Below are 25352 nucleotides of genomic sequence, written 5' to 3'. Positions count from 1 at the left end.
CGCTACGGCATGGATTTGAAACTGGACGGCAAAGTCGCACTCGTTACCGGGAGCAGCAAAGGGATCGGCGAGGCGATTGCGCGTGGGCTCGCTCGCGAGAAGGCGACCGTCATTGTCCATGGTCGCGATCGTGGCAAAACCGAGCAGGTTGCAAAAGAGATCGTGGCCGATGGCGGGCGCGCCCATGCGGTGGTCGGGGACCTGACACTTGATGGAGACGTGCAGCGCCTCGTTACCGAAGCACGGGACCTTGCTGGCCCGATCAACATCGTGGTCAATAATGCCGGTGGCTCCGGCGGCACCGAGGACTGGACTAATACGCGGGCGGCCACCTGGGCTTCCGCTTTTGATCGCAACGTGGTGGCCGCGGTCAGGGTAACGGCTTTGTTGCTGCCGCATATGCGGGCGGCCAAGTGGGGGCGGGTCATCAACATCGCGAGCTTGGCTGGCATGATGCCGCCCGCGACGCGGCCGGACTATTCGGCGGCGAAAGCCGCCATGGTCGCGATGACGGCGTCATTGGCAAAGGCGGTGGCGCTCGACGGCATTACCGTGAACACCGTGTCGCCTGGCACTATTCGCAGCACCAGCCTCGAGACCGGTTTCCGAACTGTTGGCATTGCCAACGGTATTCCCGCGGGCGCGGCTTGGGAGCAGGTTGAACAGACCGTGTTGCCCATGTTTGCGCAAGTCCCACTCGGCCGCGTTGGAACATTGGAGGAAATTGCGGACGCCATCGCCTTCCTGGTCAGCCCTAGAGCCGGCTATATCACTGGGTCGAACCTGCGATTGGATGGCGGCATGTTGCCGACCACTTAAGTGATGCGGAACGATCAATGAGCATTTTCGACCACGTCAGCATTCATGTCGGTGACTTGACCGGTTAGGCGCATCCTAGTTGCAGGCGGGCAGCCGGCGAATGGCGGTCGCCTGGCGTCCTTGGGCCAAGCGAGCGGGTGGACGTTGTCCCCCGCAGAGTGCTTACCCCCGGGTAGTTTCGACAACGGGCTCCAGTACGGCCGCGCCATGGCGCAAATTATCGCGCCGCTTTCGAAGCGAGGTCTGGCGAGCGCCTTCAGATCGCGCCGAATTCGGACACGTCCACCGCCATTTTGTTGGAAAGGCGGCCAAGGTCATCCGCGATGGCGACGGCTGCTGACTGGAGGATTGGAACAAAGCGCTCGCAGGCCTCCAGTTCAGATGTGAAGGCGGATTTGAAATAGGTCAGCCCCAGGCTCGCCAGCACGCGTCCCTCAAGGCTAATGATCGGCACGGCAATGGTGTTCGAATTGCGCGGCTCGACAAATGAGGCGCGCGTCGCGTAGCCCGCCTTGCGCACCTGTGCCAGCAAACGGTGGACCTCCTGTGGATGATGGCTGAGGCCATCCTCGGGATCTTCCGACTTGGTCAGCGCGTCAAGGATAAGCGCAAACTCTTCGCTCTCGATAAACGCGACATAGGCCAAGCCCAAGCCTCGTGTCAGCATCTGCAGGCGTCGGTTGACCGTGCTATGGAATGGCGACACCGGGCTGTCGGGCACCGTGCTGAAGCGCACAACCATGCTGGTATAGTCTGGCAGGGCGATGGCTATGGGCCACTTGTGCTTGCGGGTAATGGCCAGCGCCCAGGCACGGCCGGCTTCAACTACGAGCGGGCTCTTATGGTAGCCCGAACTAAGCGAGGTCACCAGCCCGCTCACCTGATAGCCGCCTTGTCGCGTATCGTTCTCCACATAGCCCGCCTCTTCCAGGGTCTTGAGGATACGAACGAGCGTGGGCTTGGGCAGTCCTGTGCGGGCATGCAATTGCGCGATCGTGTTTATAGGTTGCCGGTTGAGTTCCAGCAGCACATTTAGACACCGTTCGATCGAGCGTATGCCCACCGTTTGCCCCTTATTCCATGGCGCATTGTTGTTCCGCAGCACGAAACAGGGGGGACTATAGGTTGAGCCGCGCCGGCGTCAACCTCTATGCCGACTGGGTATCAGGCGGGAGAGTTTTATGGGCACGAGTGCACAAAATCGGGAACAGGCGCGGGAGCTTATGGCCGGCGTCGATGAAGACGTCGCGGCGGGTCTGCTGCGGGGTGCATTGGACCTGCATGTGCATTCCGGCCCCTCGACCATGCCGCGCCAGCTTGACCATATGCAGGCCGCCGAAGAGGCCATAGCCGCTGGTATGCGGGCCGTGCTGTTCAAGGATCATCACTATTCTTCCGCCCCGTTCATCCCGCTGATGGAGCGGCTGATCGATAACGACGAATTCTCCATGTTCAGCGGGCTCGTGCTCAACAACTCCACGGGCGGTCTGAACCCCTATGTGGTCGACGCCCAACTCAAGATGGGCGCCAAGCTGATCTGGATGCCCACAGCGCAGTCCGCCAACCACATCCGCAGTTCGCACCGCAAGTCGCGGCTCGTCTCCAATGTGCAACTGATGAATTCGCCGGCTTTGACGGTCGTCGATGAGCTGGGCAATGTCCTCGACGTTGTTAAGCAAATCCTTGATCAGATCGCCGAGTTCGACGTTATCCTGTCGTCAGGCCACCTGCATGTTTGGGAAATTTGGAAGCTGTTTGACGAGGCACGCAGCCGTGGCGTCAAGCGCCTGTTGATCAACCATCCGATGTACGGATTACACTTCACCCCTGAAGACGTGCGCGACTTCGCCAATCTTGGCGTGATCGTAGAGCAGTCCGCCGCCATGTATGTCGACTCGCGCTTCAATGTTTATTCCCCCCAGGAACTCAAGGATCACATTGATGCGGCGGGTGTCGCCAATTCGTCGATCGGATCTGACCTTGGCCAGGTGGACAATCCCACCCCGGTCGAAGGCATGCGACAGGCAATCAAGCTCTGCCTGGCGCTGGGCTACAGCGAGGCCGATGTTCGCACCATGGTTACCCACAATCCTGCGCGCCTCGTGGGCCTGGCGACCTGAGGCGGGAGCCAATACCTAATAGAAGAAGCCGGGGTGCTCATGCCCCGGCTTTTCGTGTCTACGGCTCGGCCCTCGCTATCCGTTGGGCAGCGGGTAGTCGTCTGCATTTAGCACCCAGCCGGGCTTGAGCGAGAAATCCAGCCGCGGCGGCGCGAAAATGTCCACAAGTTGGTTCACCTCCGGCCCTTCGGCTGTCGTGGTATGGATCGAAGGCGGCGGGATCACGCAGATCGAGGGGGACTCGCAATAAAGGTGCTCGTCCTCACGCCATACATTCATGTTCGTGGTCCAGGGCCAGCGCAGATGGTGTGTAAAGGCGCCACTGAGCGCCAGCGAGCACTGCTCGAAATCGTCGTGGTGGTGCGGCGAGACGTTGTCGCGCGCCCGCGGACCAACGCGGGGGGTGAGGAAGTTCACCATGAAGGTGGTGCAGCGGAAGATGCGGCCAAAGCGCGACGGATCCTCAGGCACGTCCAGCGTGTACCACCGCAGTTTCAACCCATCAGCAGGCTCGGGCCAGGCCTGGAACGGCGGCACATTGGGGTGCGGGTCAGCGAAGGCGTCGGCATTTGAAGCGGCATTGGCCATATCCGCCGATTTCGGCGTCAGCAGCCGCACGATTGTACCCGGCGTTAGCATGCGAATAGTGCTCTTGCCGGGGGGCACGAATACTACCGAATATCCTGGTACCAGCTCGGTGCCAGCTTCGGTTGTGATCTCGACCCGCGTTTCTGCATCGGGGATGACAACAGCGTATTCGTCGGCCTGCGCGGTACGCTCGAACGCGCCGCCTTCCAAGGCCTTGCTGTAGGCGACGACGAAGTTCTGCCCCCGGCTGATCCAGGTCTCGCCACTAGCGTCCTTGATCTGGGGCGGGGTGCCATAGAACAGCGCGAGTTGCGAGCCGAAGAACGAGTTGTGCACCCAGCTCGCTTCGGGTTTCGGCTTATCGCCGGACAGGGTGGATCGCGGATCGCTGGAATTATACATGTCAGTTGTCCCTAAGATTATTGTGCAGGCTATTCGGAAAGCGGCGCCTGCTTCTTGAGCCCGAGGATTTCCCGTGCCTCGCCAGGCGTAGCCACTTGGCCGCCCAACTCCCGCACGAGCCGAACCGCTTTCTCAACCAGTTGCGTGTTGCTTTGGGCTAGCACGCCCTTTTCAAGGAAAATGTTGTCCTCGAGCCCGACCCGGATGTGGCCGCCCAGCAGCCAGGCTTGGGCCAGCATCGGAAATTCATAGCGGCCAATGCCGCACCCACCCCAGTTCGAGCCCGCCGGCAGCAGGCTCTTGAGATAAGCCATCGTTTCTGGCGTGGCGACGGCGCCGTAGCGTACCCCCAGCACGATCTGACAGAATACCGGCGTCTCCAGCTTGCCCTGACGCACCATGTCGTTGAGCAGTTGAATGTCGCCGCCGTCGAACACCTCGACTTCGGGACGTACGCCTGCCGCCTGAATGCGCTCAGCCATGATGGAAAGGTTTGTCGGCGTATTGATAACCACCGACGTGCCCGAATACATCGTATTGAAATCGAGGCTGCAGAGTTCGGGGCGAAGCACTTCCACATGCGACACGCGTGGTTCAGGCCGCATCAGCGTTGTGCCGGGTGCGGCAATGCTGGGATTTTCCTCGCTTGGAATGAACCGCTGCCCCGGCCCGGTAGTCAGGTTGATGACCACATCTTCGTCGGCCGCGCGAAGGCGCTCGACCACTTCGCGGTAATGTTTGAGTTCCATGCTAGGACGCCCATCGTCATGGCGCACATGCACATGGATGATTGCAGCGCCTGCTCGGAGAGCCTCAAGCCCAGCATTGGCGATCTGCTCGGGCGTTACGGGCAGATAAGGCGTTTGCGCCAAGGTCGTGATATTGCCCGTCACCGCGCAGGTGAGGATGGTGGGATCGGCCACGGTCAGGTCCTTCGAACGGCCGCATAGGCGGCTTGGTGAGGGCTAAGTCCCACTTGCTGTCTGCCACCAGCAACCGGATTCCGGCACCGTTTCGCTCAAGGAAACGCCGTGTCGAGGCCATTTCGCACAGGGAAATGGCGCCGGTTCAACGTCTCGGGCTGCTGCCGTCTACGTATAGAAGGTGCGCAAAAGGGAACGATCCATGTCTGAGCAGCGCCCCCACTTCTCCACCTTTCGTGCCCGTCTTTTGGCGCGCGAGCGTCTCTTTGGCACCTTCGTTAAGCTGCCAACTACCCAAGTCATCGAAATGCTGGGGCAGATTGGCTACGACTTCATCATCATCGATCAGGAGCATGCGCCGCTGGATCGCTCGATCACCGACCTGATGATTTTCGCTGCCCGCGCCGCAAACCTCGCGCCGATCGTTCGAATTCCTGAATTTACCGAAGCCAATGTTCTGTCTTGTCTCGACTCTGGGGCGATGGGCATCATGGTCCCCCATGTTGCTTCCGTCGAAAAAGCTCGGGCAATCGCTCGCGCTGCCCACTACACTCCTGGCAGCCGAGGTTTTGTCGGGCTGTCGCGGGCGAGCAACTGGGGCAGCGTGGGTTCAGTCCAGCATATGGAATTGCAGGATAGTCAGATCGCCGTGATCCCCATGATCGAGGATCAGGACGCCATTGATCAGGCCGGCGACATCGCTAAACTTGAGGGCATCGACGCCCTCTTTGTCGGGCGGGGCGACCTGACGGCCTCGTTCCGTGACAACCCCGAGGCCGCGCTCAATGTCGCGGACATTGCCCGCCGTGTGGCTGATGCCGCCAAGGACGCCAATACCCCCCTCATGATGCTGCCGACGACCAAGCCGGATATGGAGTTCGTCACCGCCCTGGGCGCCACAGCCATCGTGCTCTCAAGCGATCACGGCTTCATCCGCAACGCCGCCACGGCGGCGCTCAAGGATTTCTCTGCGTAAGAATCGGAGATCTGGCATGGATTTATTTGATGTTCCGCCGCTCGCCGTCCCACGCACCGTTTTGGTGACTGGCGGCAGCAGTGGCATCGGCCGGGCGACCGCCGCGCGACTTGCCGCCTTAGGGTCAACCGTTGTCGTTGGCTACAACAGCCACGCTGAAACTGCCAATGAAGTTGTTGCTGGTTTAAAGGGCAGCGGCCACCTTGCCATGCGGATCTCCATGGAGGATGGCGGGACCATCGCCGAGGCGGCCGCTGCCATCGAGCAACGCTTCGGCAGCCTCGACGCGCTGGTCAACTCAGGTGGATCCACGACACCTGTGCCAGTGGCCGACCTCGCCGCTCTGAGCGACGACATCTTTGATCAAACGGTTCTGATCAATCTGCGGGGGCCATTTGCAGTCATGCGAACCTTTCGCCCCCTGCTGGAGCGCGGCACCGGCGCAGCGATCGTCAATGTCTCGTCAATTGCCGCAAAAACGGGAATCGGCAGCAGCCTGGCCTATGTAGCGGCCAAGGCGGGTGTCGATGCGCTCACCATCGCTTTGGCCAAGGTGCTGGCACCCAAGGTCCGGGTGTTTTCGGTCTCGCCCGCTGGCGTCGATACGGGCTTTGTGCCGGGACGCACGCGCGAGCAGCTGGAAAAGACCGCCGAACGGCTGCCGCTTGGCCATGTCACCACACCTGACGATGTGGCTCGCGCCGTGGTGGCCTGTATCGTCAATTTGACCAGCTCCACCGGCATCGTCGTGCCGGTGGATGAGGGCCGGCACCTCTGAGACAGTTCGCCTCGCCAGGCGGAACGCCTGCTGCCGGTGCCTTGCGACCAGAGGATGATGCACTAGTGATGAAAGCGATCGGCCTTACGGGCTTAGGTGGCAGGCATGGATAAGCTGAACTTCTATATCGATGGCCAGTGGGTCGAGCCCGTCGGCGCCACGACTTTGGGCGTAGTCAATCCGGCGACGGAGGAAACCATCGGCCGGATCAGCCTGGGCTCGTCTGCCGATGTGGATCGCGCCGCGAGCGCGGCCCGTCGCGCTTTCGCATCCTACTCTGAGACCAGCGTCGAGCAGCGCTTGATCTGGCTTGGCGGCATTATCTCGGGCTTCCGCGCGCGGCTGCCCGAACTGGCGCGGACCATGACGTTGGAAATGGGTTCGCCGATCACCTTTTCCACCGAACGCCAGGCCACCGTCGCGCTGTTCCACTTCGAGGAAGCCGCCCGTGTGCTCGCCGACTTTGCTTTCGAGGAACGCATGGGCCCCGGCATCGTGCGCCACGAGCCCATCGGCGTGTGTGGGCTGATAACGCCATGGAACTGGCCGCTCAACCAGGTGGCCTCCAAGGTTGCGCCGGCCATTGCGACCGGCTGCACCGTGGTGCTGAAGCCGAGCGAAATCGCTCCGCTCAGCGCGATGATCCTTGCCGAGATCATCCATGATTCAGGTCTGCCGCCCGGCGTGTTCAATCTGGTCAATGGCGACGGGCCCACGGTGGGGGAGGCGCTTGCCTCACACCCCGAGATCGACCTCGTTTCTTTCACCGGCTCGACCAATGCCGGCATTCGCGTGGCCATGCTGGCGGCCCCAACTGTTAAGCGGGTGGCACAGGAATTGGGTGGCAAGTCCGCCAACATCATCCTGCGCGATGCTGATATTCGCGCCTCGGTGATCGCGGGCGTCCACGCTTGCTACACTAATGCTGGCCAGAACTGCCAGTCTCCAACCCGCATGCTTGTCCACGTCTCGCAGCGCGACGCCGCCTTCGATGCGGCAAGAACCGCCGTAGCCTCGATCCGCCTCGGCGACCCGCTCCTGCCGGAGACCACTCTGGGACCGCTGGTCAGCCAGAGCCAGTTCGACAAGGTGCAAAAGCTTATCCAGAGCGGCATCGACGAGGGCGCCACCCTGGTCGCCGGCGGGACTGGCCGTCCAGCCGAGATGAACCGGGGCTACTACGTTTGCCCGACGGTGTTCGGCGATGTCACCAGGCAGATGACCATAGCCCGCGAAGAGATCTTCGGCCCGGTTCTTTCAATCCTCAATTACGAAACCGAAGAGGAGGCGATCGAGATCGCCAATGACACGCCCTTTGGTCTGGCAGGCTTCATCCAGTCCAGCGACCCTGAGCGCGCGCTCAAACTGGCCAAGCGCATCAGGGCAGGGCGCGTTTATCTAAATGGCGCACCATTCGATCGCAGTCTGCCGTTCGGCGGCTACAAACAGTCCGGAAATGGCCGCGAGTTCGGGGTCTACGGCTTCCGTGAGTATCTCGAAGTCAAGGCTGTGCTGGGCTATCCAGGCTAGCGCCCGAACACCAGCATCAGCTTCAGGAGTGTGCACGTGAAGATTACGCAAGATGTTGTTCAGGGCGGACTTTTCACCGCCATCGGCATCATCGCCCTGCTAATGGCGCTCGGTTATCCGCTGGGCACGCCGGGCCGAATGGGCCCAGGTTTTTTCCCGGTCGTCATCTCAGCTCTGCTGACTCTGACCGGATTTGCCATCTTGGCGCGAGCCCGCCTTGGTACCTCCGGGGCAATCGGACTGACGCGCTGGTTGCCTATTGCCATTGTCTCGGGTGCGATCTGCGTGTTCGGCTTCCTGCTCGACAAGTTGGGATTGCCTCTTGCGGTGCTCCTGCTGTGCCTTGGAGCTGGCATGGCCAGCATTCGGTTCGAACTGAACTGGAAGGCCGTTGGTGGAGCCGCAGCCTTTTCGGTTGTCTGCGGCGTCCTGTTCGTTTCGCTGTTGGGTCTGCCCATCCCGCTGGTCGGGACTTGGCTGCAGGCTCTGGGCGCTCCCAGTATCTAAGAGGTCGACATGGACATCTTCAGCGGGCTGCTGCTCGGCCTACAAACTGCCAGCACGTTTACAAATTTCGCATATTGCTTTGCGGGCGTGCTGCTGGGCACCGCCGTCGGCGTGTTGCCGGGCCTCGGTCCTATTGCCACCATTTCCATGCTCCTGCCCTTCACCTTCGGGCTACCGGTCGACACCGCCCTGATCATGCTGGCGGGCATCTTTTACGGCTCACAATATGGTGGCTCCACCACCGCGATCCTGATGAACCTGCCCGGCGAGGCCTCCTCGGTGGTGACCACGCTCGATGGCCACCAGATGGCCAAGCAGGGCAAGGCGGGTCGGGCGCTCGCCGCAGCCGCCATCGGAAGTTTTTTTGCCGGGACGGTCGGCACCCTTTTCATCGTCATCGCCGCACCCATTCTTGCCGGCATGGCTCTCAGCTTTGGTCCCACCGAATATTTCTCGCTGATCGTACTCGGTCTCGTTACCTCGATGGTACTGACATCTGGCTCTTTGCTCACAGGGTTTGGCATGGTGCTGCTGGGCATGCTGCTGGGCCTCATCGGCACCGACGTTAATTCAGGGGCCGCGCGCTATACCTTCGGCTCACCGGACCTGATGGACGGGCTGAACTTCGTCATTATTGCCACTGGCATCTTCGGTCTGGGCGACGTCCTGGCTAATCTGGAAAATGAGGATACACGGGCTGCAACCATCGCAAAGGTGAGCTCGCTGTTTCCCACCCGGGACGACTGGAAGCGCATGACAATGCCCATCATGCGCGGTACCGGCATCGGCGTGCTGCTGGGGGTCCTTCCGGGCGCTGGCCTGCTGCTATCTTCATTCTCAGCTTATGCGCTGGAAAAGAAAATCTCCAAGCATCCGCAAGAGTTCGGCAACGGCGCCATTGAGGGCGTGGCTGCGCCCGAAGCTGCCAACAATGCTGCCGCCCAGACCGCCTTTATCCCCATGCTAACGCTGGGCCTGCCAGGCACCGCGACCATGGCCCTGATGATAGGAGCGCTGGTGGTCCAGGGCGTACAGCCCGGCCCCAATATCCTGACCGAGCAACCCACCCTTTTCTGGGGACTGGTCGTGTCGATGTGGATTGGCAATCTGCTGCTGCTCATCCTCAACCTGCCGCTTGTCGGCATGTGGGCCAAGCTGATCTCCGTACCCTACAAATATCTGTTCCCGCTGATCTGCGTATTCACCGCCATTGGCGTCTACAGCATCCGCAACAGCGCTTTCGATGTCTACCTCATGGCCCTGTTCGGCGTGCTTGGATACGTCTTCCGGAAGGCTGGCGCCGAGCCAGCCCCTCTGATCTTGGCATTGATCCTGGGTCCCATGGCGGAAGAATATCTGCGCCGTGCGCTGCTGATCTCGCACGGAGACGCGACGGTTTTCGTCACGAGCCCTGTCAGTGTCGCAACCCTGCTGATCGCAGCGGTCCTCCTGGTCTCGATCCTCCTGCCCGCCTTCCGGAAGGTGCGGCAGGATGGGCTCCAGGAAGTAGACTGACCTCAACCCGCCCGTTCACTAAACACGAGGACCAGTCATGCAAATCAACGTCGGCCAAGGTGAGGGCGACTATCTCAACCGCGCGGTGCTGTTCGACCTGGTACGCCGCGAACGCTTTGCGCGCGACCAGCGCCGGTTCGATGTGATGGCTGCGTGCTTTCATCGTGACGCCTATGTCCGCACCAGCTGGTATGACGGCAGAGGGGGCGACGCCTATGTCGCGGCAACGCGCAAGTGGATGAGCAACACCGGCAACAGCAAGCATTGGGTGTTTCCCGCTTTTGCTCAGATCATTGGGAACCGCGCCACAATCGAAAGCCCGGCCATGATCTTCAACCGGGCCAAGCTCGAAGGGGTGGAAGTCGACTTCCAGGTATTCTGCCGGTTCTTCTCCCGCGCTATATGCGAGAGCGGCGACTGGAAGCTGGCTAGCTTCCACGTCTTTTTCGAGCGTGACGTGATGGCGCCCACGCTCGCGTCTGACCCGCTGCCGATCGACCGCGCCTTGCTCGACACCATGCGGCCCTCCTACAAGTTTCTCACCTATATCCAGCGCAGCCGTGGCGTGATGGTCAACCAGGACCTGCTTGGTGATGACCGACCGGAGGAACTCGCGGACTTTCATGCCAACGAAGAGCAGTGGTTGGCAGGCGAGGGACCTGTTTCGTGAGGTGGAATGGGCGGCTTGTTGAATACCTGCTGCTGTAGCTATGCGCTAAGTATCGCTCCAGCCAAGCCCAAGCAATCGAAAAGGGCGTGCAGGAGGGAAACATGAAAAGACGCGAATTTATCGTCCTTGGCGGTACCGCAGGACTATTGGCCTCAACAGGAATTTCGTTCGCGCAAGATAGCTGGCCCAGCAAGCCGGTTACAGTTCTTTCAGCTTATCCGCCGGGCGGCACCAGCGACCTCCTTGCGCGCCTCGTTGCCGATATCCTGACCAAAGAATACGGCCAGCAATTCGTGCTTGAGAATATTGCTGGTGCCGCTGGCGCGCTGGCCGGTGGCAAGCTCGCGCGGTCCGCGCCGGATGGTTACACTATCCTGGTAAGCGGCAGCGCACCCCTGGCGGCGAACAAGGTGGTGCAAACCAACCTTGCCTATGACCCGGAAGCTGATTTTGAGCCCATTACGGTTTTTGCCGAAAGCCCGGCGCTGCTGACTGCCAGCATGAACGCCCCAGCCAAGACGCTGCCGGAGTTGATCGCCTATGCCAAAGCCAATCCGGGGCAGGTCAATATCGGCAATCCCGGCGCCGGCACCAAGGGTCACATTTGTGCTGCCATCATTGGCCAACAGGCGGGAGTGGAAATCAACCACGTCCCCTACAAGGGCTCGCCGCCTTTGGCCGCCGACCTGCTTGGCGGGCACATAGATTTTTCCGCCGACGCCCCGGCCAACTACCTTGCGCATATCAAGGCCGGCAAGCTGCAGGCCCTTGCGGTCACCTCGGCCCAGCGCATGGGCGAGCTGCCGGATGTGCCAACCGTTGCCGAGCAGGGGTTTGACGGTTATCAGCAAACCCTATGGTTTGGTATTGTTGGCCCCAAGGGCATGCCGGCCGAGATCATCAGCAAGATCAACGATACGCTCAAGACCTGGAGCAAATTGGCGGAATCGCAGGCGCTGCTGGTTTCGCTCGGCGTGGCGCCTGTCCTGAACACACCGGACGAAATGCGCGAAACCGTTGCCCGTGAGATCGAGGCGATCCGGCCGCTCGTCGACGCCGGGCTCGTGCAGCCGACCTAAGGACACGTTCTCAACGCATGTTTATTACCGCCCCTCGCCCAGGGGCGGTAATGCCCGCCACGAGTATCGACCCGCTGACCTTGGCGGGCTCTCGAATGCAGGGGCGATTCCTGCACTTCAGCAATTTCGTTGTTCTGTACCTTCAGCTCCCAAGGTCGGCCTTCCTCAAGCACCAGCCACCATTGTCAGCGCTCGCTTCTGCGCGGCGATACGGAAGGGGGCGTTGAGAGCGCCGTAGCCGGCATAGCTGGCCTGGCGTTGCACAATCTCTAAAAAGAAGCCTTCCCCGATATTGCGCGAATATAGCTGGAAGAACTCCCCGTCGGCATGCGGTCATAAAGATTATTGGCAGCGCGCTGCTGACGTCGCCTTGCTGGCCCAAAACGAGCAGGCGGCAGTGCGGCTGCAAGGCGGCGGCAGCTCGTCGGCAATGGCGCAAATCTAACCCGGTGAATGCCGAGGTGCTCGTCGCACTCACGCGCGCTAATGCGGGCCTTGCCGGTACCGCTGCAGCAGGCCATGGTGCATGAATATGAACGCTCAGGCGCGGCATGGACGCTGGAGTGGCTGACCTTGCCGCCCATGCTGATCAACACCGGCGCGAGCCTGCGGCTAGGCGTGGCGCTGCCGGACCAACTGGAACTGCTCTAATGCGGCGATCGAGCGTCAACTGGGGCTATAGGCAGTGCGTGGCAGCGGAAGGATCGCGGAGCAGTGTTCCATGGGCGAGACTGTTCGTCCAAATACGCGATCTGCCGCTCGCCAGTGCAACGGCATATCTTGTTCATGTTCTTAGGAGAAACGACATGAGCAACAGCCAAATGGGCGAACAATCCACCCAGCTTCCACCCGATGATCCCAGCCGCACCGCGACCATCGTCCACCCAGAGGATGCAGGACTTACCCATTTGGGCATCGGAGCTGGCAACTACACCATTCTGATCTCCGGCGAGCAGACCGGCGGTCGCTATACAATGATCGACATGCTGGTGCCGGCCGGTGGTCCACCGCCCCATCGGCATGATTTCGAGGAGATTTTCCACATCCTCGAAGGCGAGTTGGAAATTGCCTTTCGTGACGAGGTCTATCACGTCGGCCCCGGCCAATCCATCAACATCCCGGCCAATGCGCCGCATGGCTTTCGCGTGTTGTCGGCCGCTCCGGCCCGCTTCCTCTGCATCTGCCTGCCGGCGGGGCAGGAAGAATTCTTCAAACTCGTCGGTGAAGTGCTCCCGAGCCGCACCGCGCCACCGACCCCGCCAACTCCCGAAATCCTGGCGGAGCGCCGCGAAATCCTGATGGCCAATGCCGCCCGTTTTCATAGTGAGTTTCTGCCTCCTCGTGGATGAACCATCCTTTCGTCACCACGCGACATAGGCCGCCAACTCGTCCGGCGTGCCTTCAGGAAAGGCCAGCCGCAAATGCTCGAGAAAGGCCGATACCCGCGCACTTAGCAGGCGCCGAGACGGATAAAGCGCCCAAAGAGTGGTGTCGGGAGCATCGATGTCGCCCCAATGCACCAGCCGGCCGGCGGCCAGGTCATGGCTGACCAACGAGATCGGCAGTTGTCCGGCGCCAACCCCTGCACGGACAGCATCGCGGATCATGGGCAGCGATGAGAGTTTAAGAATTGGATCAACGGCTATGCTCTTGGGTCCGGTCGGCGAGCGCAGGCTCCAGGTCACGGCGCGCTCGCCTGAAACCCGGACAACCGCTGGAACCGGCTCGCCCTTATCCGGACGCGCCAAGGCGGGGCTCCCAACCACAACGAGCCGATCATGCAGGAAGGCGCGTCCGACCAGACTTTCATCGGGCTTTGGGTTGACCCGGATCACCAGATCATAGGCCTCCTCAACCATGTCGACATTGCGGTCCTCACCCGTCACCTCGAGCCGGACCTGAGGGTATTTCTTCGCAAACTCGGCGGCGAGTTTTCCCATCGCCATCTGGGAGAACAACAATGGCGCGCTGATCCGGAGCGTGCCGCGTGGATTCTCGCCACCGGATGCAATAGCTGCCGCAGCCTCCTCGAGTTCAGTGAGCAGAACGCCAGTTCGCTCGAACAAAGCGCGGCCTTCCTGCGTAAGCTTCAGGGCGCGCCCACCCCGCTCAAACAAGCGTAGTTGCAGGCTCGCTTCCAGTTCGCTCACCCGGCGGGACAATGTTGCCTTGGGGCGCCCAGCTTGTCTTGCCGCCTTGCCGAACCCGCCATGGCGGGCAACCAGGTTGAAGTCAGCGAGAGCGAGCAAATCCATGTGTTTCACCTCTAAGACATTGGGCCCAGACATATCGCCTATTGGGTGACCAAGTTAAAAAAAGGGAGCCTTGGCTCCCCTTGTGTCTTGAACGATGATGACACGGCTATCGCCGTGAACCCGGTTGAGCTGTCACTCGCTGGCCCAATGGCCGTACATGATGGGCATCAGCCCGACCATGGAGGCGAAGCGCTCCCAGCTTTTATGCTGGGGCAGGGTCCAGCCCGCTTCGGCGACGGCGGAAAGGCGGGGGAAAACCAGGCGATCAAAGATGGCGCGGTCAGTCATCGATTCCGACCAGATGCAGCTCTGGATACCCAACAGGTGCTTGAGCGCCTCTGGCGAAAAACCCTCCCGTGCCTCGAACTCATAGGTTTCGCGCGGGCCGGACCATCCCGCCCAGCCGGCACCCGGCTCGGCCCAGGAGACGCCATTGGCCATGTCGAGATAATAGCGCTGGCCCGGGGAAACCACGATGTCGAACCCGCGCTCGGCCAGCTCGGCATTGACCTCCACATTACGCCAGCCGATCACATAGGAATGCTCCTTGGTCACGGCATCGCCATGCGCCGCCTCTTCCCAGCCGCCGGTCAGGGCGCCTTTTTTGGTGATATAGGCGTGGACGCGCTTGATGAACTCGGCCTGCAGGATCGCGGTGGGGGAGCCTTCGATCTCGTCGGCGCCATGATGGTTGCCCAGCTGGTTGAACTGTGCCTCGTGCTTTTGACGCATCTCGGACCCTGCGAGCTGTTCCAGCATGTCCAGCGCCAGCGGCGAGCCTGACCAGGCCGCCAGCGGCACCTCGTCGGCGCCGATGTGGAAGATGCCGGCCGGAAACAGCTCCAGCACTTCATCCACCACGGCCTCGACGAACCGGTAGACCGGCTCGTGGGCCGGGTTGAGGCTGTTGTTGGGAAAGCCTTGCACGCTTTGGTATTGGCCGGTCTCACTGGGATCGCGCAATTCGGGCAGTGCTTGCAGCGCCGCATAGAAGTGCCCTGGCATATCCACTTCGGGGATCACCGCGATCCCTAGACTATCGGCCAAGGCCACGATCTGGCGGATAACCGGCTTGGAGTAATACCCCCCTGTGGGCTGCGGCCCCGAGCCCAACAGCGGCGGCATCGCAAGACCATGGCCACGCCAGGCCGCAACCTCGGTGAGCGCGGGATAAGCATCGATCTCGATGCGCCAGGCTTCGTCCTCGGTCAGGTGCCAGTGGAACTTGTTCATCTTGTTCCAGGCCAGGATCTTGAGAAACTGGCTGACCTCGGCGCCGGTGTAGAACTGGCGCGCGACATCGAGGTGACTGCCCCGAAACGCAAATCCGGGCTCGTCGGTAATGGTGCCCCCCGTCGGGAAGCTGAACGTGCCTGGATGGAGCCGCGCTCCCCGCAGCATCTGCCCCAAGGTCACAAGCCCATAGAACAGCCCCTGCCGCGTGGTCGCCGCCACGATGGCGCCAGCCTCGGCAAACTCGATCCGGTAGGCTTCCGCCGCCATACCCGGCTGCTCCACCAGCCTCACCGGTAAGCCCGCTTCGGACGCCGGGCGCACAATGGCCTCCACGGGGAACAGATCATGCACCAGCCCGGTAAAGGCTGCCGCCGCGCGGTTCGCCGCTTCGCCCTGCGGTTTAAGGTCAAAACCCGCGGGCGCAATGCGGCTGCCCGTGGTCGCCACCTGGCGCGGCCAGGGAATGATCGCATGGCGCGCGGGTGATCGGGCCGGCACCGCAAACCGGGCTGCGCCTTTCAGGAGTGGGGAATTGTGCCCCTTGCCGTGGGTGGGCGCGGTCGTTACCGCCACCGCCGTCCCGTCCTCCAGCACCACATAAGCCGCATTGGCCCCGTCGCTCCAGTGCCGCAGGCCATAAGACAGGCCGCGGGCGGTCGCCACCCAGGTTTCGCCAGGCTGCAGCACCAGCCCCTCGGGCGGCCCGATCAGCGTGTGGTTGGAAAGGCGCTTGAGCAGTGTGCCATTTTCCAGGGTTGCCGTCGGATCGATCCTTGCCGGCCCTGAAAAGCCAAGCTGGAAGTTGGCAACCGGGCTGGTGCCGGTATTGGTCAGCTCCAGACCATAGCCGAGCGGCTCCCCGTCAGCGGCAGGGGACCAGGAGGTTCGGAGGGCAAAGGCGATGGTCATGGGCAAAATTCACTTTACAGGCTGGAAAAAGGGACGGCGTGGCAGCACCCGCCCTTGGACGAGTGACATGGACGGGGAAACAAGGCGTCGGTGGGGACAACCGAAGAAAGCACCACGCAAAGCCCTAATCCCCCAGCGGCTGGGCATCGTCACCGTCGCGGTTGATGACCAGTTGGTGCTTGATGCGGCGCATGCTGCCAACGGCGCGGGAGCCCAGGCGCACGGCCACGGTCTGGGCGAGGATGTCGAGCGTGGCCAGAAAGGCGTAGCGCCCCGGAGTGGGGCGAACAATGTCCTGGTTTTCGCGCCAAAAGACGGGCACCAGCACATCGGCCTGCTCAGCCATGGCCGAACCCGTGCGCGAGACCACCAGTCGCGTCGTGCCATATTCCCCCGCCGCCGCCAGCGCCCGCGCCAGCGGCAGGTTGTTGCCCGAAAGCGAAAACGCGAGCACCACACTCCCCACTGGCGCGGAAGCGGCGCGCATCAGTTGCACCTGGTGGTCGGTGGATGAGGTCACTTTGAGCCCCAGGCGAAACAAACGGGCCTCCGCTTCGCTCGCGACCATGGAGGAGGACCCCCCTGAGCCAAAGCACAGCACAAAGCTCGAAGTCGCCAGCGCCTCGGCCGCGCGCTCGATGGCGTCGAAATTCAGCGCCTCGAAGCTGTCGTAAAGCGTGGACTGGATGCCGTTCACCACCCCTTGGGCGATGTCATGCACGCTCGTTGGCCCCGAGCTTGGGGCGATATAGCGCTGGCCCACAAAGCGCGATTGCGCCAGCCTCACCTTGAAGTCGGAATAGGAGTCGCAGCCCAGCCGTCGGCAAAACCGCGTGACGGTGGGCGGGGATACTTCGGCCTGGGCGGCAAGATCGACAATGCTCATCTTGAGCACGCCCTCCACATCGGCCAGCACGATTCCGGTAAGGGCCCGCTCCGAGCGGGTAAAAACCGTCTTTTCGCTCTGCAGCAGCCCGACAATGTCCAGCATGGGCCCTCCCCGAACGCGCGCCCGCCTAGTAGATGGCGAGCCCCCGGCTATCGAACAAATGCACCTGGTCGGCCTCGAAGCTAACCTCGATCGGCGCGCCTTCGGTGATCCTGGGATCCCCTTCAAAGAGCCCGATGAAGTTCTCGCCGCCCGGCAGCCCTGAATAAATCACTGTGTGGATGCCCAGATGCTCGACAATGCGCGGCATGATGGTAAGCGTGAAGGCGCCGGGCCCGAGATTGAGATGCTCGGGACGGACGCCCAGCGTCACGGGCTCACCGATAGCGGGCGCCGACCGACGGGGCAGGGACAGAGTCCCAAGCACGCCCAAATCAAGGCTCACCATCGCGCCATCGATGGCGGCGACCGTGCCGTTGATGAAGTTCATCTTGGGCGAACCGATAAACCCCGCCACGAACAGATTATCGGGCTTGTGGTACAGATCGAGCGGGGAGCCGACCTGCGAGATCTGGCCGGCGTCGAGCACCACGATCTTGTCGGCCATGGTCATGGCTTCCACCTGGTCGTGGGTCACATAGATCATGGTCGAGCCCAGCCGCTTATGGAGCTCCATCAACTCAATGCGCATCTCCGAGCGCAGCGCCGCATCCAGATTGGATAGCGGCTCGTCAAAGAGAAAGATCTTGGGCTGGCGCACGATCGCCCGCCCGATGGCCACGCGTTGCCGCTGCCCGCCCGAAAGCTGGCCCGGCCGATGCTGCAGGCGCGGCTCCAGCTGCAGTACCTTGGCCGCGGCATGGACGCGCTTGTCCACCTCGGCCTGGGGCAGCCTTTCGACCCGCAGGGGAAAAGCGATGTTCTCGAACACGGTCATATGCGGATAAAGCGCATAGGATTGGAACACCATGGCAATGCCGCGTTGCACCGGCGGCAACTCATTGACGGTCTTGCCCGAGATGACGATCTCGCCGGCGCTCACATCCTCGAGCCCCGCGATCATGCGCAAGAGGGTGGACTTGCCGCAGCCCGAAGGCCCCACAAACACCACGAACTCGCCATCGGCCACGTTCAGATCGATTCCCTTGATGACGCGGGCTTCATTGAAGCTCTTTTCAACGCTTTTGAGGCTGAGCTGCGACATGGATCTGCTGTCTCCGATGGGGAAAACCGCCGCCCGTGGGCGGCGGCGAGATCGCTGTAGTTTCTTACTTGTACTGCTCGATTTCGGCGGCGGCGTTTTCCAGCGCAGCCTGCGGCTCGGCCTGGCCGGTCACCACGGACTGGACCATCTCGATCATCACGTTCTGGAAGCCGACATAGTCAGTGAGGAGCGGTTCGGGACCGCCAAACTGGATGCCATCAACGAAGGGCCTCCAGTGCGGCTTTTCGGCGATCATGGCGTCCACTTCAGGAGAAGGCCGCAGCGGAGTAAGACCGCCTTCGGACAGCTCGTAAGCCAGCTGATTTGCCGGCGACGTCAGGAACTTGCCAAATTCGATGACCTTGTCTTCCTGGCCGGTGCCCTTGAACACGGCCAGCGAGTCGGTGATCAGCAGCGTGCCCGGACCCTGTGCGTCAGGACCAACCGGTAGGGGAGCAACGCCCCAGTTGATGCCGGCTTCCGTGCCGCGATTGGCGCAGCTGACCGAGCAGTGCATCATGGCAAGGCCACCATCGAGCCAGATGGCCCGCACTTCGTTCTGCTCATAGGCCGTGGGGCCTTCTTCGGAAAAGGGAACGATGTCCTTGAAGGCCGTCAGGGCCGCGAGGTTCTGCGGGCTGTTGAGGACGATATTTCCATCGGCATCGATGACCTGCCCGTTGTTGGTGTAGATCCAGTGCAAGAACCAGTGCACGGTGCCATCAAAGGTCTTGGCGATCATGCCAAAGCCCGCGGCGTCAGTGTTCTCGGTGATCTGCTTGGCAAAAGCCTGCTGCTCTTCCCAGGTCTTGGGCGGAGTTTCGGGATCGAGCCCAGCCTGTTCGAACAAATCCTTGTTCCAGAAAAACGCCTTGGTGGAGAACGCCACCGGGATGCCCCACTGCGCGCCCTCGAAGGTCACGGTCTCGGGCACGAAATTGTAGTAGGCGGCCTTCTCCTCGTCCGACATCGGGACGGGAACGATCAAGTCGTTCTGGGCGAATTGCTTGAGGGTGCGCGAGCCGACATAGGCGATGTCGACGGGGGTGCCGGCGACGGCGAGGGTGGTCACCTTGTCCTGGCACTGACCCCAGCCGACGAGTTCTGGCGCGACGGGGTAATCGGGATTGGCGGCGTTCCATTCTTCGAAGAGCTTGGTGTAGACCGGGGTCACCACATCACCGCACAAGATGATGTTGATCTCCTCGGCGGCGGCCATTCCCGCCAGTCCGGTGGTGCCGGACAGGGCGGCAAGCGAGGCCAGGACGAAGCGCTTGGGTATTTTCATGCGTTAGTCTCCCTTTGTGATGCGCGGTCCCTTCCAGAGCCGCTTCTTTCCTTGGCCGGGAGCAGGGTCCCGGCGTCCGAAACCCTTGGTTGCTTTATTGCTTGATCGCCCCGGCGGTGAGGCCGGCCACGAGATAGCGTTGCAGAAAAACGATCACGATCATGACGGGCAGGATGCCCACGAAGGAGGCCGCCATCAGCTCGTTCCAGAGCACCTCCTGCTTGCCGAAAAAGGCATAAAGCCCGATCGGCAGCGGCATGAACTCGGTCTTGGAATTAAAGGTCAGCGCAAAGATGAATTGCTGCGCATACGCCCCGATAAAGGTCATGATGGCGACGACCACGATGCCGGGCATGGCCAGCGGCAGGATCACCCGGCGCAGGGTATAAAGGCGTGAGGCGCCATCGACCCAGGCGGCCTCGTCCAGTTCGCGCGGAATGCGCAGCATATAGGTGCGCAACAGCCAGATAGACGAGGGGATCAGGAACGCCGCGCCCGGCACGATCATGGCGAAATAGCTGTTGAGCAGGCCCATGGCCCGCATCAGGCGAAACAGCGGGATCAAGAGCACCGCGCCGGAGAACATGTTCACGGCCAGGAACATACCCAGCAACATGCCGGCGCCGGCAAACCTGAAGCGCGCGAAGGCATAGGCCGCCGGCACCACCACGACGAGGACGATCAGCGTCACCACGCTGGAGATGAAAAACGAGTTGAAGATGTGCAGGCCAAGCATGGGGACGCTGGACCACATATCGAAATAGGCGTTGAAGGAGCCGTTTCTCGGAATGAAGCTGTAGGGCGTCGAGAACAGTTGGGCGAGCGGCTTCAGCGAGACCATGAAGCCCTCGATAAAGGGTGCGAGCACGAAGAACAGGAATAGCGCGATCCCCGAATAGATCGCGACCACTTCGTACCACTGGTAGCGGTCGATCATCGCCCTTGTGGAGCGTGCCCTGGCCTTGCGCCCCCGGCGCACCAGCGCCGCATCATTGAGGGCCGCAACTTCCTGGGAATGGGGCACATCGGTCACTTGGCTTCTCCTTGCCCGAGGCGGCGCACGGCGCGGAAATAAACGAGGCAGAATATCGACACGAAGATGCAGATCACCACGGCCCGCGCAGCGCCCTCGCCATACTTGCGGCTGCCCATCGCGGTCTTGTAGGTGTCGATGATCATCGTCGTGGTTGAGCCCGAGGGGCCGCCCTGGGTCAGGATCCAGATGATGTCGAAGGAATTGAAGGTGGCGATAAGCGAGAGCAGGCTCATGGTGACGATGGCCGGCACCATCAGCGGCAGGGTGATGCGGCGCCAGCGATAAAAGCGCCCGGCACCATCGGTCCAGGCGGCCTCGTAGAGATCCTTGGGGATCGACTGCATGGCCGCGAGGAAATAGATCGTGACCATGGGCACGCCGATCCACACATCGGTGACGATGGTGGCCCAAAAGGCGGTGTGGCCATAGGCGAGCCAGGCCACGGGACCGTTGATCAGACCGAAATTCTGCAGCAGGCCCGAGATCATCCCAAATTGGCCATTATACATCCAGCCCCACATGAAGATGCCGATCGCGATGGGCACGATCCAGGGGGGCATGGTGAGGATGCGAAACAGCGTCTGGCCCGGGACAGCCGCATTGAGCAGCACGGCCCCGCACATGCCGATGATCATCTTTATGGAGACCGAAAAGAAGGTCCAGATGATGGTGCGGATGATGATTTCGGTGAAATTGCCGGCGCCAAAGATGCGCTCGTAATTGGCCCAGCCCACAAAATCATAGCCAGGGCGCAGGGCGGCATTGGTGAAGGAGAGAATGACGGTGTCGACCAGCGGATAGGCGACAATGGTCAGGATGTAGATCAGGGCCGGAGCCAGCAGGGCGAGAGCGAAAACTGTTGCGCTTCTGGTGCTGGTCATCGGCGGTCCCCCTTACTGGCTTCGGCCGAGTGCAGTGTCGAAGCGCTGCCAGATCGGGGTCATGTCGACCACCGATCGCGTTTTCATTGCTTGGTCCATGGCCAGCGCCAGCAAGCCTGCCTCAAGCGCATCGGTGACCGACACCGGCAGGGGCACCCCCTCGGTTAGGTGCCGCAAAATGTCCTCGGCCATCTGCTCATCGGCGCCGTAATGTACCGAGAGGTCGCTTGCCTTGTAGGTCTTGTCTTCGAGCCGCTCGGAGGTGCGACTATCGGTGACCTTGAAGTAATTGCGCACGAAGTCCCCTTCGGCCATGCCCCTGGCGCCAATCACCGCAAAGCGCCGGTAATCGTCGGGCACGTTGAGATTGGTGTGGAAGGTGAGCGCAGCGCCAGTTTCGTACTGCACGATCGCAGTTTGGAAATCGATGATGTCGCCATCGCTATCAAAGACCTTGTCGGAGCCTTCCCAGCCCGAGGGCTTGCGATGATAAACTTCGAGATCGTTGGCGCCGCCACCCTGTGGTGAATTGGCTGGCGTGAAGCTGCGGCGACCGCCGAAGCTCGCCACACGCAGCGGCCGGCACCCCATTACCCCATTATAAAGATCAAGGTCGTGGCAGCATTTTTCGAGCATGAAGCTGCCGGCATAGCGCTCATAACGGCGCCAATCGCGCATGAAAAAGGCGCCGTGATAGGGCGGAATGGTCTCGGAAGCCTCGATGGCCGCGATATCGCCCAACTGGCCTTCCGCCTGCGCCCGGCGCAAATCCTGGTATAGCGGCGCATAGCGCAGCACGAGGCCGACCATAACCCGATCTGAGCCGTATTGCCCGAGCAGTTCGGCCAGTGCCATGGTGTCATCGACGGAGGTGACGACGGGCTTTTCGGCAAAGATCTTCATGCCGCGCTCAAGCCCGCTGCGGATGTGCTCGAGATGCAGGTGATTGGGTGAGCCGACCATCAGCAGATCGAGTTGCCCCCCTTCGATCAGCGCCTCAAGGCTTTGGAAGGCATAACCGACGGAAACACCGTGTTCCTGCGCATAGGACAGGCCGGCGGGAGCGGGATCCACATAGCCCACAATCTCGAAGTCGTCCCGGGCTGCGGAAAACACCCGCGCTAGATAGCCCAAACGAAATCCGAGACCGATTATGCCGACCCGCATGAATTCGCTACCCCCGCGTTCTGGTTGTGCGGGCCCCGGGTGGGGCCAGTACTTTCTTGTAAAGTATTTTCAAGCTAGGCGGCTTTCAAAGCGCGTGTCAACATTCATTGTGTGGCTCGCACAACAGCAAACAGCACAGCGATTATTCTGCTCAAAGCGGCAGCAAGTTGCCGTATGTTCAGGCAAAAACCCGGTTCACGCTCCGGCGATGTGAGCGCTCCATCTTGGTGCAGCAAGGCACAGCCTGCCTGCTGGAGGCACTTGTGCAAGCTGTGGGGAAAGGGCACGTTCAACGCTGACCCTGAAAATCCCTATCAAGGCAGCGGATGGTGCAGCCGCGTCTGTCGCCGCTGTTATCTTGGCCTTTGTCGATCGCTGGGCAGCGGTTGATTTTCTTGCTTGCACCGGCCATGTGCCTTTCGAACCGTATTGGAGCGCGCCGTTGAAGGTCGTGTTGACACAGCCCAAGGTCCGAATGCTTGATGGAGACGATATCGGCAGGATCGCAAGGAGCATTAAAAGACGCGCCTTCAAGGGTGATCAGGATGACGTCATTCTCTTGCCCGAGCTGGTTGGGGAGGGCTACTCACCGGCGGACTACCACACGGCCGTTGCCGAGCTGGCGCGAGAGTTCGGCTGCCATGTTGTTGGTGGCAGCCAATTCGACAACCTCAGCGCGCTCCCCGTAAACCAAGGCATTGTTGTCGACCCCGGTGGCGCCGTTATTGCACGGTACCAGAAGGCTAATCCCTACGGCCGGGAGCGGAACATCTCCCAAGCGGGGGAACGCGCGGGAGCCAGCTTCAACATTGGTGGGGTGCAGTGTTTCGTCCTGGTTTGTGCCGATTTCTTTCATGTCGAGACTTACCGCCATCTTGAGACCCCGCCGGAAATCATCTTTGTTCCAGCCCTCTCGGTTAGCCGAAAAAGCACTCCCCACATGGCCCGGGCGCGCTGGAGACATGCCATGATTGCGCGCGCCTTCGAACAGGCCGCATATATCGCCGTCAGCGACTGGGCCTATCCGGTGCGCGGCGGTGGGGGCGAGCACCCAAGTTCGGGCGTGGCCGGCCTCGCCCATCCCGCCCCCCAAACCACCGCAGACCTCCTGAGCTTGCTTGGCCGCAGCCAGGTGCGCGTTTTCGACATCGATCTCGAAGCTGGCCGCTTGTTGCGAGCCGACCAAAGGTCCCGGGGCTTTGAGATCGCCGGGCTGCGACAGGAGCAACCATGAGCATTAGCGACAAGCAGATCCTGGTTATCGTTTCGGGCGGCATTGCCGCCTATAAGGCACCCGATCTTGTGCGCCGACTGAGAGAACGGGGCGCCAAGGTGCGCTGTGTGATGACGGAGGGCGCGCACAATTTCATCGCCCCAACTACCCTTGCGGCGGTAAGCGGCCAGCCGGTTGCTTCCGACCTCTTCGAGCCGGTCGCCGGAGCCGATGTCGGCCATATCCGAATTGCACGCGAGGCCGATCTCATTGTTGTCGCGCCCGCCACCGCCGATTTCATGGCCCGGATGGCGCTTGGCCTCGCCAACGACCTTGCAACGGCAATTTTGTTGGCGCGCGACAGTCCGGTCCTCGTTGCCCCAGCCATGAACCCAAAGATGTGGGACAACCCCGCCACCCGGCGCAATGTCGCGACACTCAAGGCCGACGGCGTGTTGTTTGTTGGGCCGGAGAGCGGGGAAATGGCGGAGTCTGGGGAAGCCGGGCTTGGCCGAATGGCAGAACCAATCAAAATACTCGAGGCTGCCCGACAAGCCCTCACGCCAAAACAGCAAAGGCTCGCCGGACTTTCCTTTCTCGTGACCTCGGGCCCGACCGAAGAACCGATCGATCCTGTGCGCTTCATCTCCAACCGGTCCTCGGGTAAGCAGGGCCATGCCATCGCGGCCGCCCTGGCGCGCGAAGGCGCTGGCGTCATGCTGGTTTCCGGCCCAACCACCATGCAGGACCCCAAAGGTGTAACGGTTATCAACGTCAAGACGGCAGCGGAAATGCTGGAGGCCGCCACCGGCGCTCTGCCGGTAGACGGCGCAGTCTTTGTCGCCGCGGTGGCCGACTGGCGGGCGGCAACAATTGCTTCCAGCAAGCTCAAGAAGCAGGGCGGCGACGACGAACAACTCTCTATTCAGCTCGTGCGCAACCCTGACATCCTCGCGACCATCGGCCACCATCATCAGAGGCCACAATTAGTCGTTGGGTTCGCCGCTGAAACCGATGACCTTATCAGCAATGCCCAGGCCAAACTGCGCTCCAAGGGCGCCGACTGGATCCTCGCCAATGACGTGTCATCCGCCGCTGGTGTGTTTGGCGGCGAGCTAAATCACATTCATCTTGTTGCCGCCGACGGGGTCACCGATCTTGGCGCCGGAACCAAACAGGATCTGGCCGATCGTATAATCGAGCGTGTCGCCCAATTCTTTGGTCGCGCTTGACGGTCCGCTTGCCGGGATGGGCAGACGTCGGTCTAGAAGCCTTCACTCTGTAACCAGGCGGTTACTTAGTGGTTGACAGAGGCTGCGGAGGAACAGCAATCTGGCGGGGTGATCACGGAAATATCCGGATCACGT

Annotated in this window: 23 protein-coding genes and 2 pseudogenes; 13 read left to right on the top strand and 12 right to left on the bottom strand. The window is 61.5% G+C overall.

What is annotated here, in order from left to right; genetic code table 11:
• Nucleotides 1–9: 9 nt before the first annotated feature.
• Complete coding sequence (locus HRU92_RS12075; RefSeq protein WP_173088203.1) at nucleotides 10–819, top strand: SDR family NAD(P)-dependent oxidoreductase; 810 nt, start codon at nucleotides 10–12, stop codon at nucleotides 817–819.
• Between the two features lie 256 nt (nucleotides 820–1075).
• Here HRU92_RS12075 and HRU92_RS12070 read toward each other — a convergent pair whose 3' ends face one another.
• Nucleotides 1076–1882 carry a helix-turn-helix domain-containing protein gene (locus tag HRU92_RS12070; protein ID WP_127754275.1) on the bottom strand — a complete coding sequence of 269 codons (807 nt, stop codon included), beginning with the start codon at nucleotides 1880–1882 and terminating at the stop codon, nucleotides 1076–1078.
• Between the two features lie 160 nt (nucleotides 1883–2042).
• Here HRU92_RS12070 and HRU92_RS12065 point away from each other — a divergent pair, with 160 nt between their 5' ends.
• Nucleotides 2043–2939, top strand: coding sequence for a DUF6282 family protein (locus HRU92_RS12065; RefSeq protein ID WP_164854960.1), 897 nt, complete (start codon nucleotides 2043–2045; stop codon nucleotides 2937–2939).
• Between the two features lie 75 nt (nucleotides 2940–3014).
• On the opposite strand, the gene HRU92_RS12060 is transcribed toward HRU92_RS12065, so the two are convergent.
• Together HRU92_RS12060 and HRU92_RS12055 are read right to left on the bottom strand one after the other, a co-directional pair.
• Nucleotides 3015–3929: a hypothetical protein gene (locus HRU92_RS12060; RefSeq protein ID WP_172124631.1), complete on the bottom strand. Its 915-nt coding sequence runs from the start codon at nucleotides 3927–3929 to the stop codon at nucleotides 3015–3017.
• A gap of 29 nt (nucleotides 3930–3958) precedes the next feature.
• On the bottom strand, nucleotides 3959–4852 hold the full coding sequence (locus HRU92_RS12055) for a 3-keto-5-aminohexanoate cleavage protein (RefSeq protein WP_172124629.1): 894 nt from the start codon (nucleotides 4850–4852) through the stop codon (nucleotides 3959–3961).
• Between the two features lie 202 nt (nucleotides 4853–5054).
• Between HRU92_RS12055 and HRU92_RS12050 the strand changes: the two genes are divergently transcribed.
• The 7 genes from HRU92_RS12050 (at nucleotide 5055) to HRU92_RS12020 (ending at nucleotide 11907) form a co-directional block, all read left to right on the top strand.
• Nucleotides 5055–5828, top strand: a complete 774-nt coding sequence (locus HRU92_RS12050) for an aldolase/citrate lyase family protein (protein WP_172124627.1) — start codon at nucleotides 5055–5057, stop codon at nucleotides 5826–5828.
• Between the two features lie 16 nt (nucleotides 5829–5844).
• Nucleotides 5845–6606 (top strand): SDR family oxidoreductase, encoded by a 762-nt coding sequence (locus HRU92_RS12045; RefSeq protein WP_172124625.1) that lies wholly within the window; start codon nucleotides 5845–5847, stop codon nucleotides 6604–6606.
• Between the two features lie 105 nt (nucleotides 6607–6711).
• Nucleotides 6712–8136, top strand: coding sequence for an aldehyde dehydrogenase family protein (locus HRU92_RS12040; RefSeq protein ID WP_172124623.1), 1425 nt, complete (start codon nucleotides 6712–6714; stop codon nucleotides 8134–8136).
• Between the two features lie 36 nt (nucleotides 8137–8172).
• Nucleotides 8173–8643, top strand: a complete 471-nt coding sequence (locus HRU92_RS12035; RefSeq protein ID WP_172124621.1) for a tripartite tricarboxylate transporter TctB family protein — start codon at nucleotides 8173–8175, stop codon at nucleotides 8641–8643.
• Nucleotides 8644–8652: 9 nt separating this feature from the next.
• Nucleotides 8653–10158 (top strand): tripartite tricarboxylate transporter permease, encoded by a 1506-nt coding sequence (locus tag HRU92_RS12030; RefSeq protein WP_172124619.1) that lies wholly within the window; start codon nucleotides 8653–8655, stop codon nucleotides 10156–10158.
• A 37-nt stretch (nucleotides 10159–10195) separates the two neighbouring features.
• On the top strand, nucleotides 10196–10828 hold the full coding sequence (locus HRU92_RS12025) for a nuclear transport factor 2 family protein (RefSeq protein WP_172124617.1): 633 nt from the start codon (nucleotides 10196–10198) through the stop codon (nucleotides 10826–10828).
• Between the two features lie 101 nt (nucleotides 10829–10929).
• Nucleotides 10930–11907, top strand: a complete 978-nt coding sequence (locus HRU92_RS12020) for a tripartite tricarboxylate transporter substrate binding protein (RefSeq protein WP_173088201.1) — start codon at nucleotides 10930–10932, stop codon at nucleotides 11905–11907.
• 165 nt (nucleotides 11908–12072) lie between these two features.
• Here the strand turns inward: HRU92_RS12020 and HRU92_RS20560 are convergent.
• Nucleotides 12073–12254: pseudogene (locus HRU92_RS20560) on the bottom strand (hypothetical protein); the annotation flags it as partial.
• A gap of 14 nt (nucleotides 12255–12268) precedes the next feature.
• Here HRU92_RS20560 and HRU92_RS20555 point away from each other — a divergent pair.
• Together HRU92_RS20555 and HRU92_RS12010 are read left to right on the top strand one after the other, a co-directional pair.
• A pseudogene (locus HRU92_RS20555) lies at nucleotides 12269–12558 on the top strand (3-carboxy-cis,cis-muconate cycloisomerase); the annotation flags it as partial.
• 155 nt (nucleotides 12559–12713) lie between these two features.
• Complete coding sequence (locus HRU92_RS12010; protein WP_210258570.1) at nucleotides 12714–13256, top strand: cupin domain-containing protein; 543 nt, start codon at nucleotides 12714–12716, stop codon at nucleotides 13254–13256.
• Nucleotides 13257–13268: 12 nt separating this feature from the next.
• Here the strand turns inward: HRU92_RS12010 and HRU92_RS12005 are convergent, their stop codons facing one another.
• The 8 genes from HRU92_RS12005 to HRU92_RS11970 form a co-directional block, all read right to left on the bottom strand.
• On the bottom strand, nucleotides 13269–14162 hold the full coding sequence (locus tag HRU92_RS12005) for a LysR family transcriptional regulator (RefSeq protein ID WP_173088199.1): 894 nt from the start codon (nucleotides 14160–14162) through the stop codon (nucleotides 13269–13271).
• A 132-nt stretch (nucleotides 14163–14294) separates the two neighbouring features.
• Nucleotides 14295–16307: a beta-N-acetylhexosaminidase gene (locus HRU92_RS12000; RefSeq protein ID WP_172124611.1), complete on the bottom strand. Its 2013-nt coding sequence runs from the start codon at nucleotides 16305–16307 to the stop codon at nucleotides 14295–14297.
• A 124-nt stretch (nucleotides 16308–16431) separates the two neighbouring features.
• Nucleotides 16432–17298: a MurR/RpiR family transcriptional regulator gene (locus HRU92_RS11995; protein ID WP_172124609.1), complete on the bottom strand. Its 867-nt coding sequence runs from the start codon at nucleotides 17296–17298 to the stop codon at nucleotides 16432–16434.
• A gap of 25 nt (nucleotides 17299–17323) precedes the next feature.
• Nucleotides 17324–18400, bottom strand: coding sequence for a sn-glycerol-3-phosphate ABC transporter ATP-binding protein UgpC (gene ugpC / locus HRU92_RS11990; protein WP_172124607.1), 1077 nt, complete (start codon nucleotides 18398–18400; stop codon nucleotides 17324–17326).
• Nucleotides 18401–18464: 64 nt separating this feature from the next.
• Nucleotides 18465–19619 (bottom strand): extracellular solute-binding protein, encoded by a 1155-nt coding sequence (locus HRU92_RS11985; RefSeq protein WP_248307129.1) that lies wholly within the window; start codon nucleotides 19617–19619, stop codon nucleotides 18465–18467.
• Between the two features lie 163 nt (nucleotides 19620–19782).
• Nucleotides 19783–20625, bottom strand: coding sequence for a carbohydrate ABC transporter permease (locus tag HRU92_RS11980; protein WP_172125142.1), 843 nt, complete (start codon nucleotides 20623–20625; stop codon nucleotides 19783–19785).
• A 92-nt stretch (nucleotides 20626–20717) separates the two neighbouring features.
• Nucleotides 20718–21605, bottom strand: coding sequence for a sugar ABC transporter permease (locus tag HRU92_RS11975; RefSeq protein WP_172124603.1), 888 nt, complete (start codon nucleotides 21603–21605; stop codon nucleotides 20718–20720).
• 12 nt (nucleotides 21606–21617) lie between these two features.
• Nucleotides 21618–22772: a Gfo/Idh/MocA family oxidoreductase gene (locus HRU92_RS11970; RefSeq protein WP_173088197.1), complete on the bottom strand. Its 1155-nt coding sequence runs from the start codon at nucleotides 22770–22772 to the stop codon at nucleotides 21618–21620.
• Between the two features lie 358 nt (nucleotides 22773–23130).
• Between HRU92_RS11970 and HRU92_RS11965 the strand changes: the two genes are divergently transcribed.
• Nucleotides 23131–24006 (top strand): carbon-nitrogen hydrolase family protein, encoded by an 876-nt coding sequence (locus HRU92_RS11965; RefSeq protein WP_172124599.1) that lies wholly within the window; start codon nucleotides 23131–23133, stop codon nucleotides 24004–24006.
• Entirely contained in the window at nucleotides 24003–25217 is a 1215-nt protein-coding gene (coaBC, locus tag HRU92_RS11960) for a bifunctional phosphopantothenoylcysteine decarboxylase/phosphopantothenate--cysteine ligase CoaBC (RefSeq protein WP_172124597.1), read from the top strand. Before HRU92_RS11965 ends, coaBC begins: the two co-directional genes overlap by 4 nt.
• The last annotated feature ends 135 nt before the right edge of the window (nucleotides 25218–25352 follow it).

Source organism: Devosia sp. 1635 (assembly GCF_013185955.1).
Classification (GTDB): Bacteria; Pseudomonadota; Alphaproteobacteria; order Rhizobiales; family Devosiaceae; genus Devosia.
Note: the sequence above shows the minus strand (reverse complement) of the source record. Positions and strands in the feature narration are given on the sequence as shown.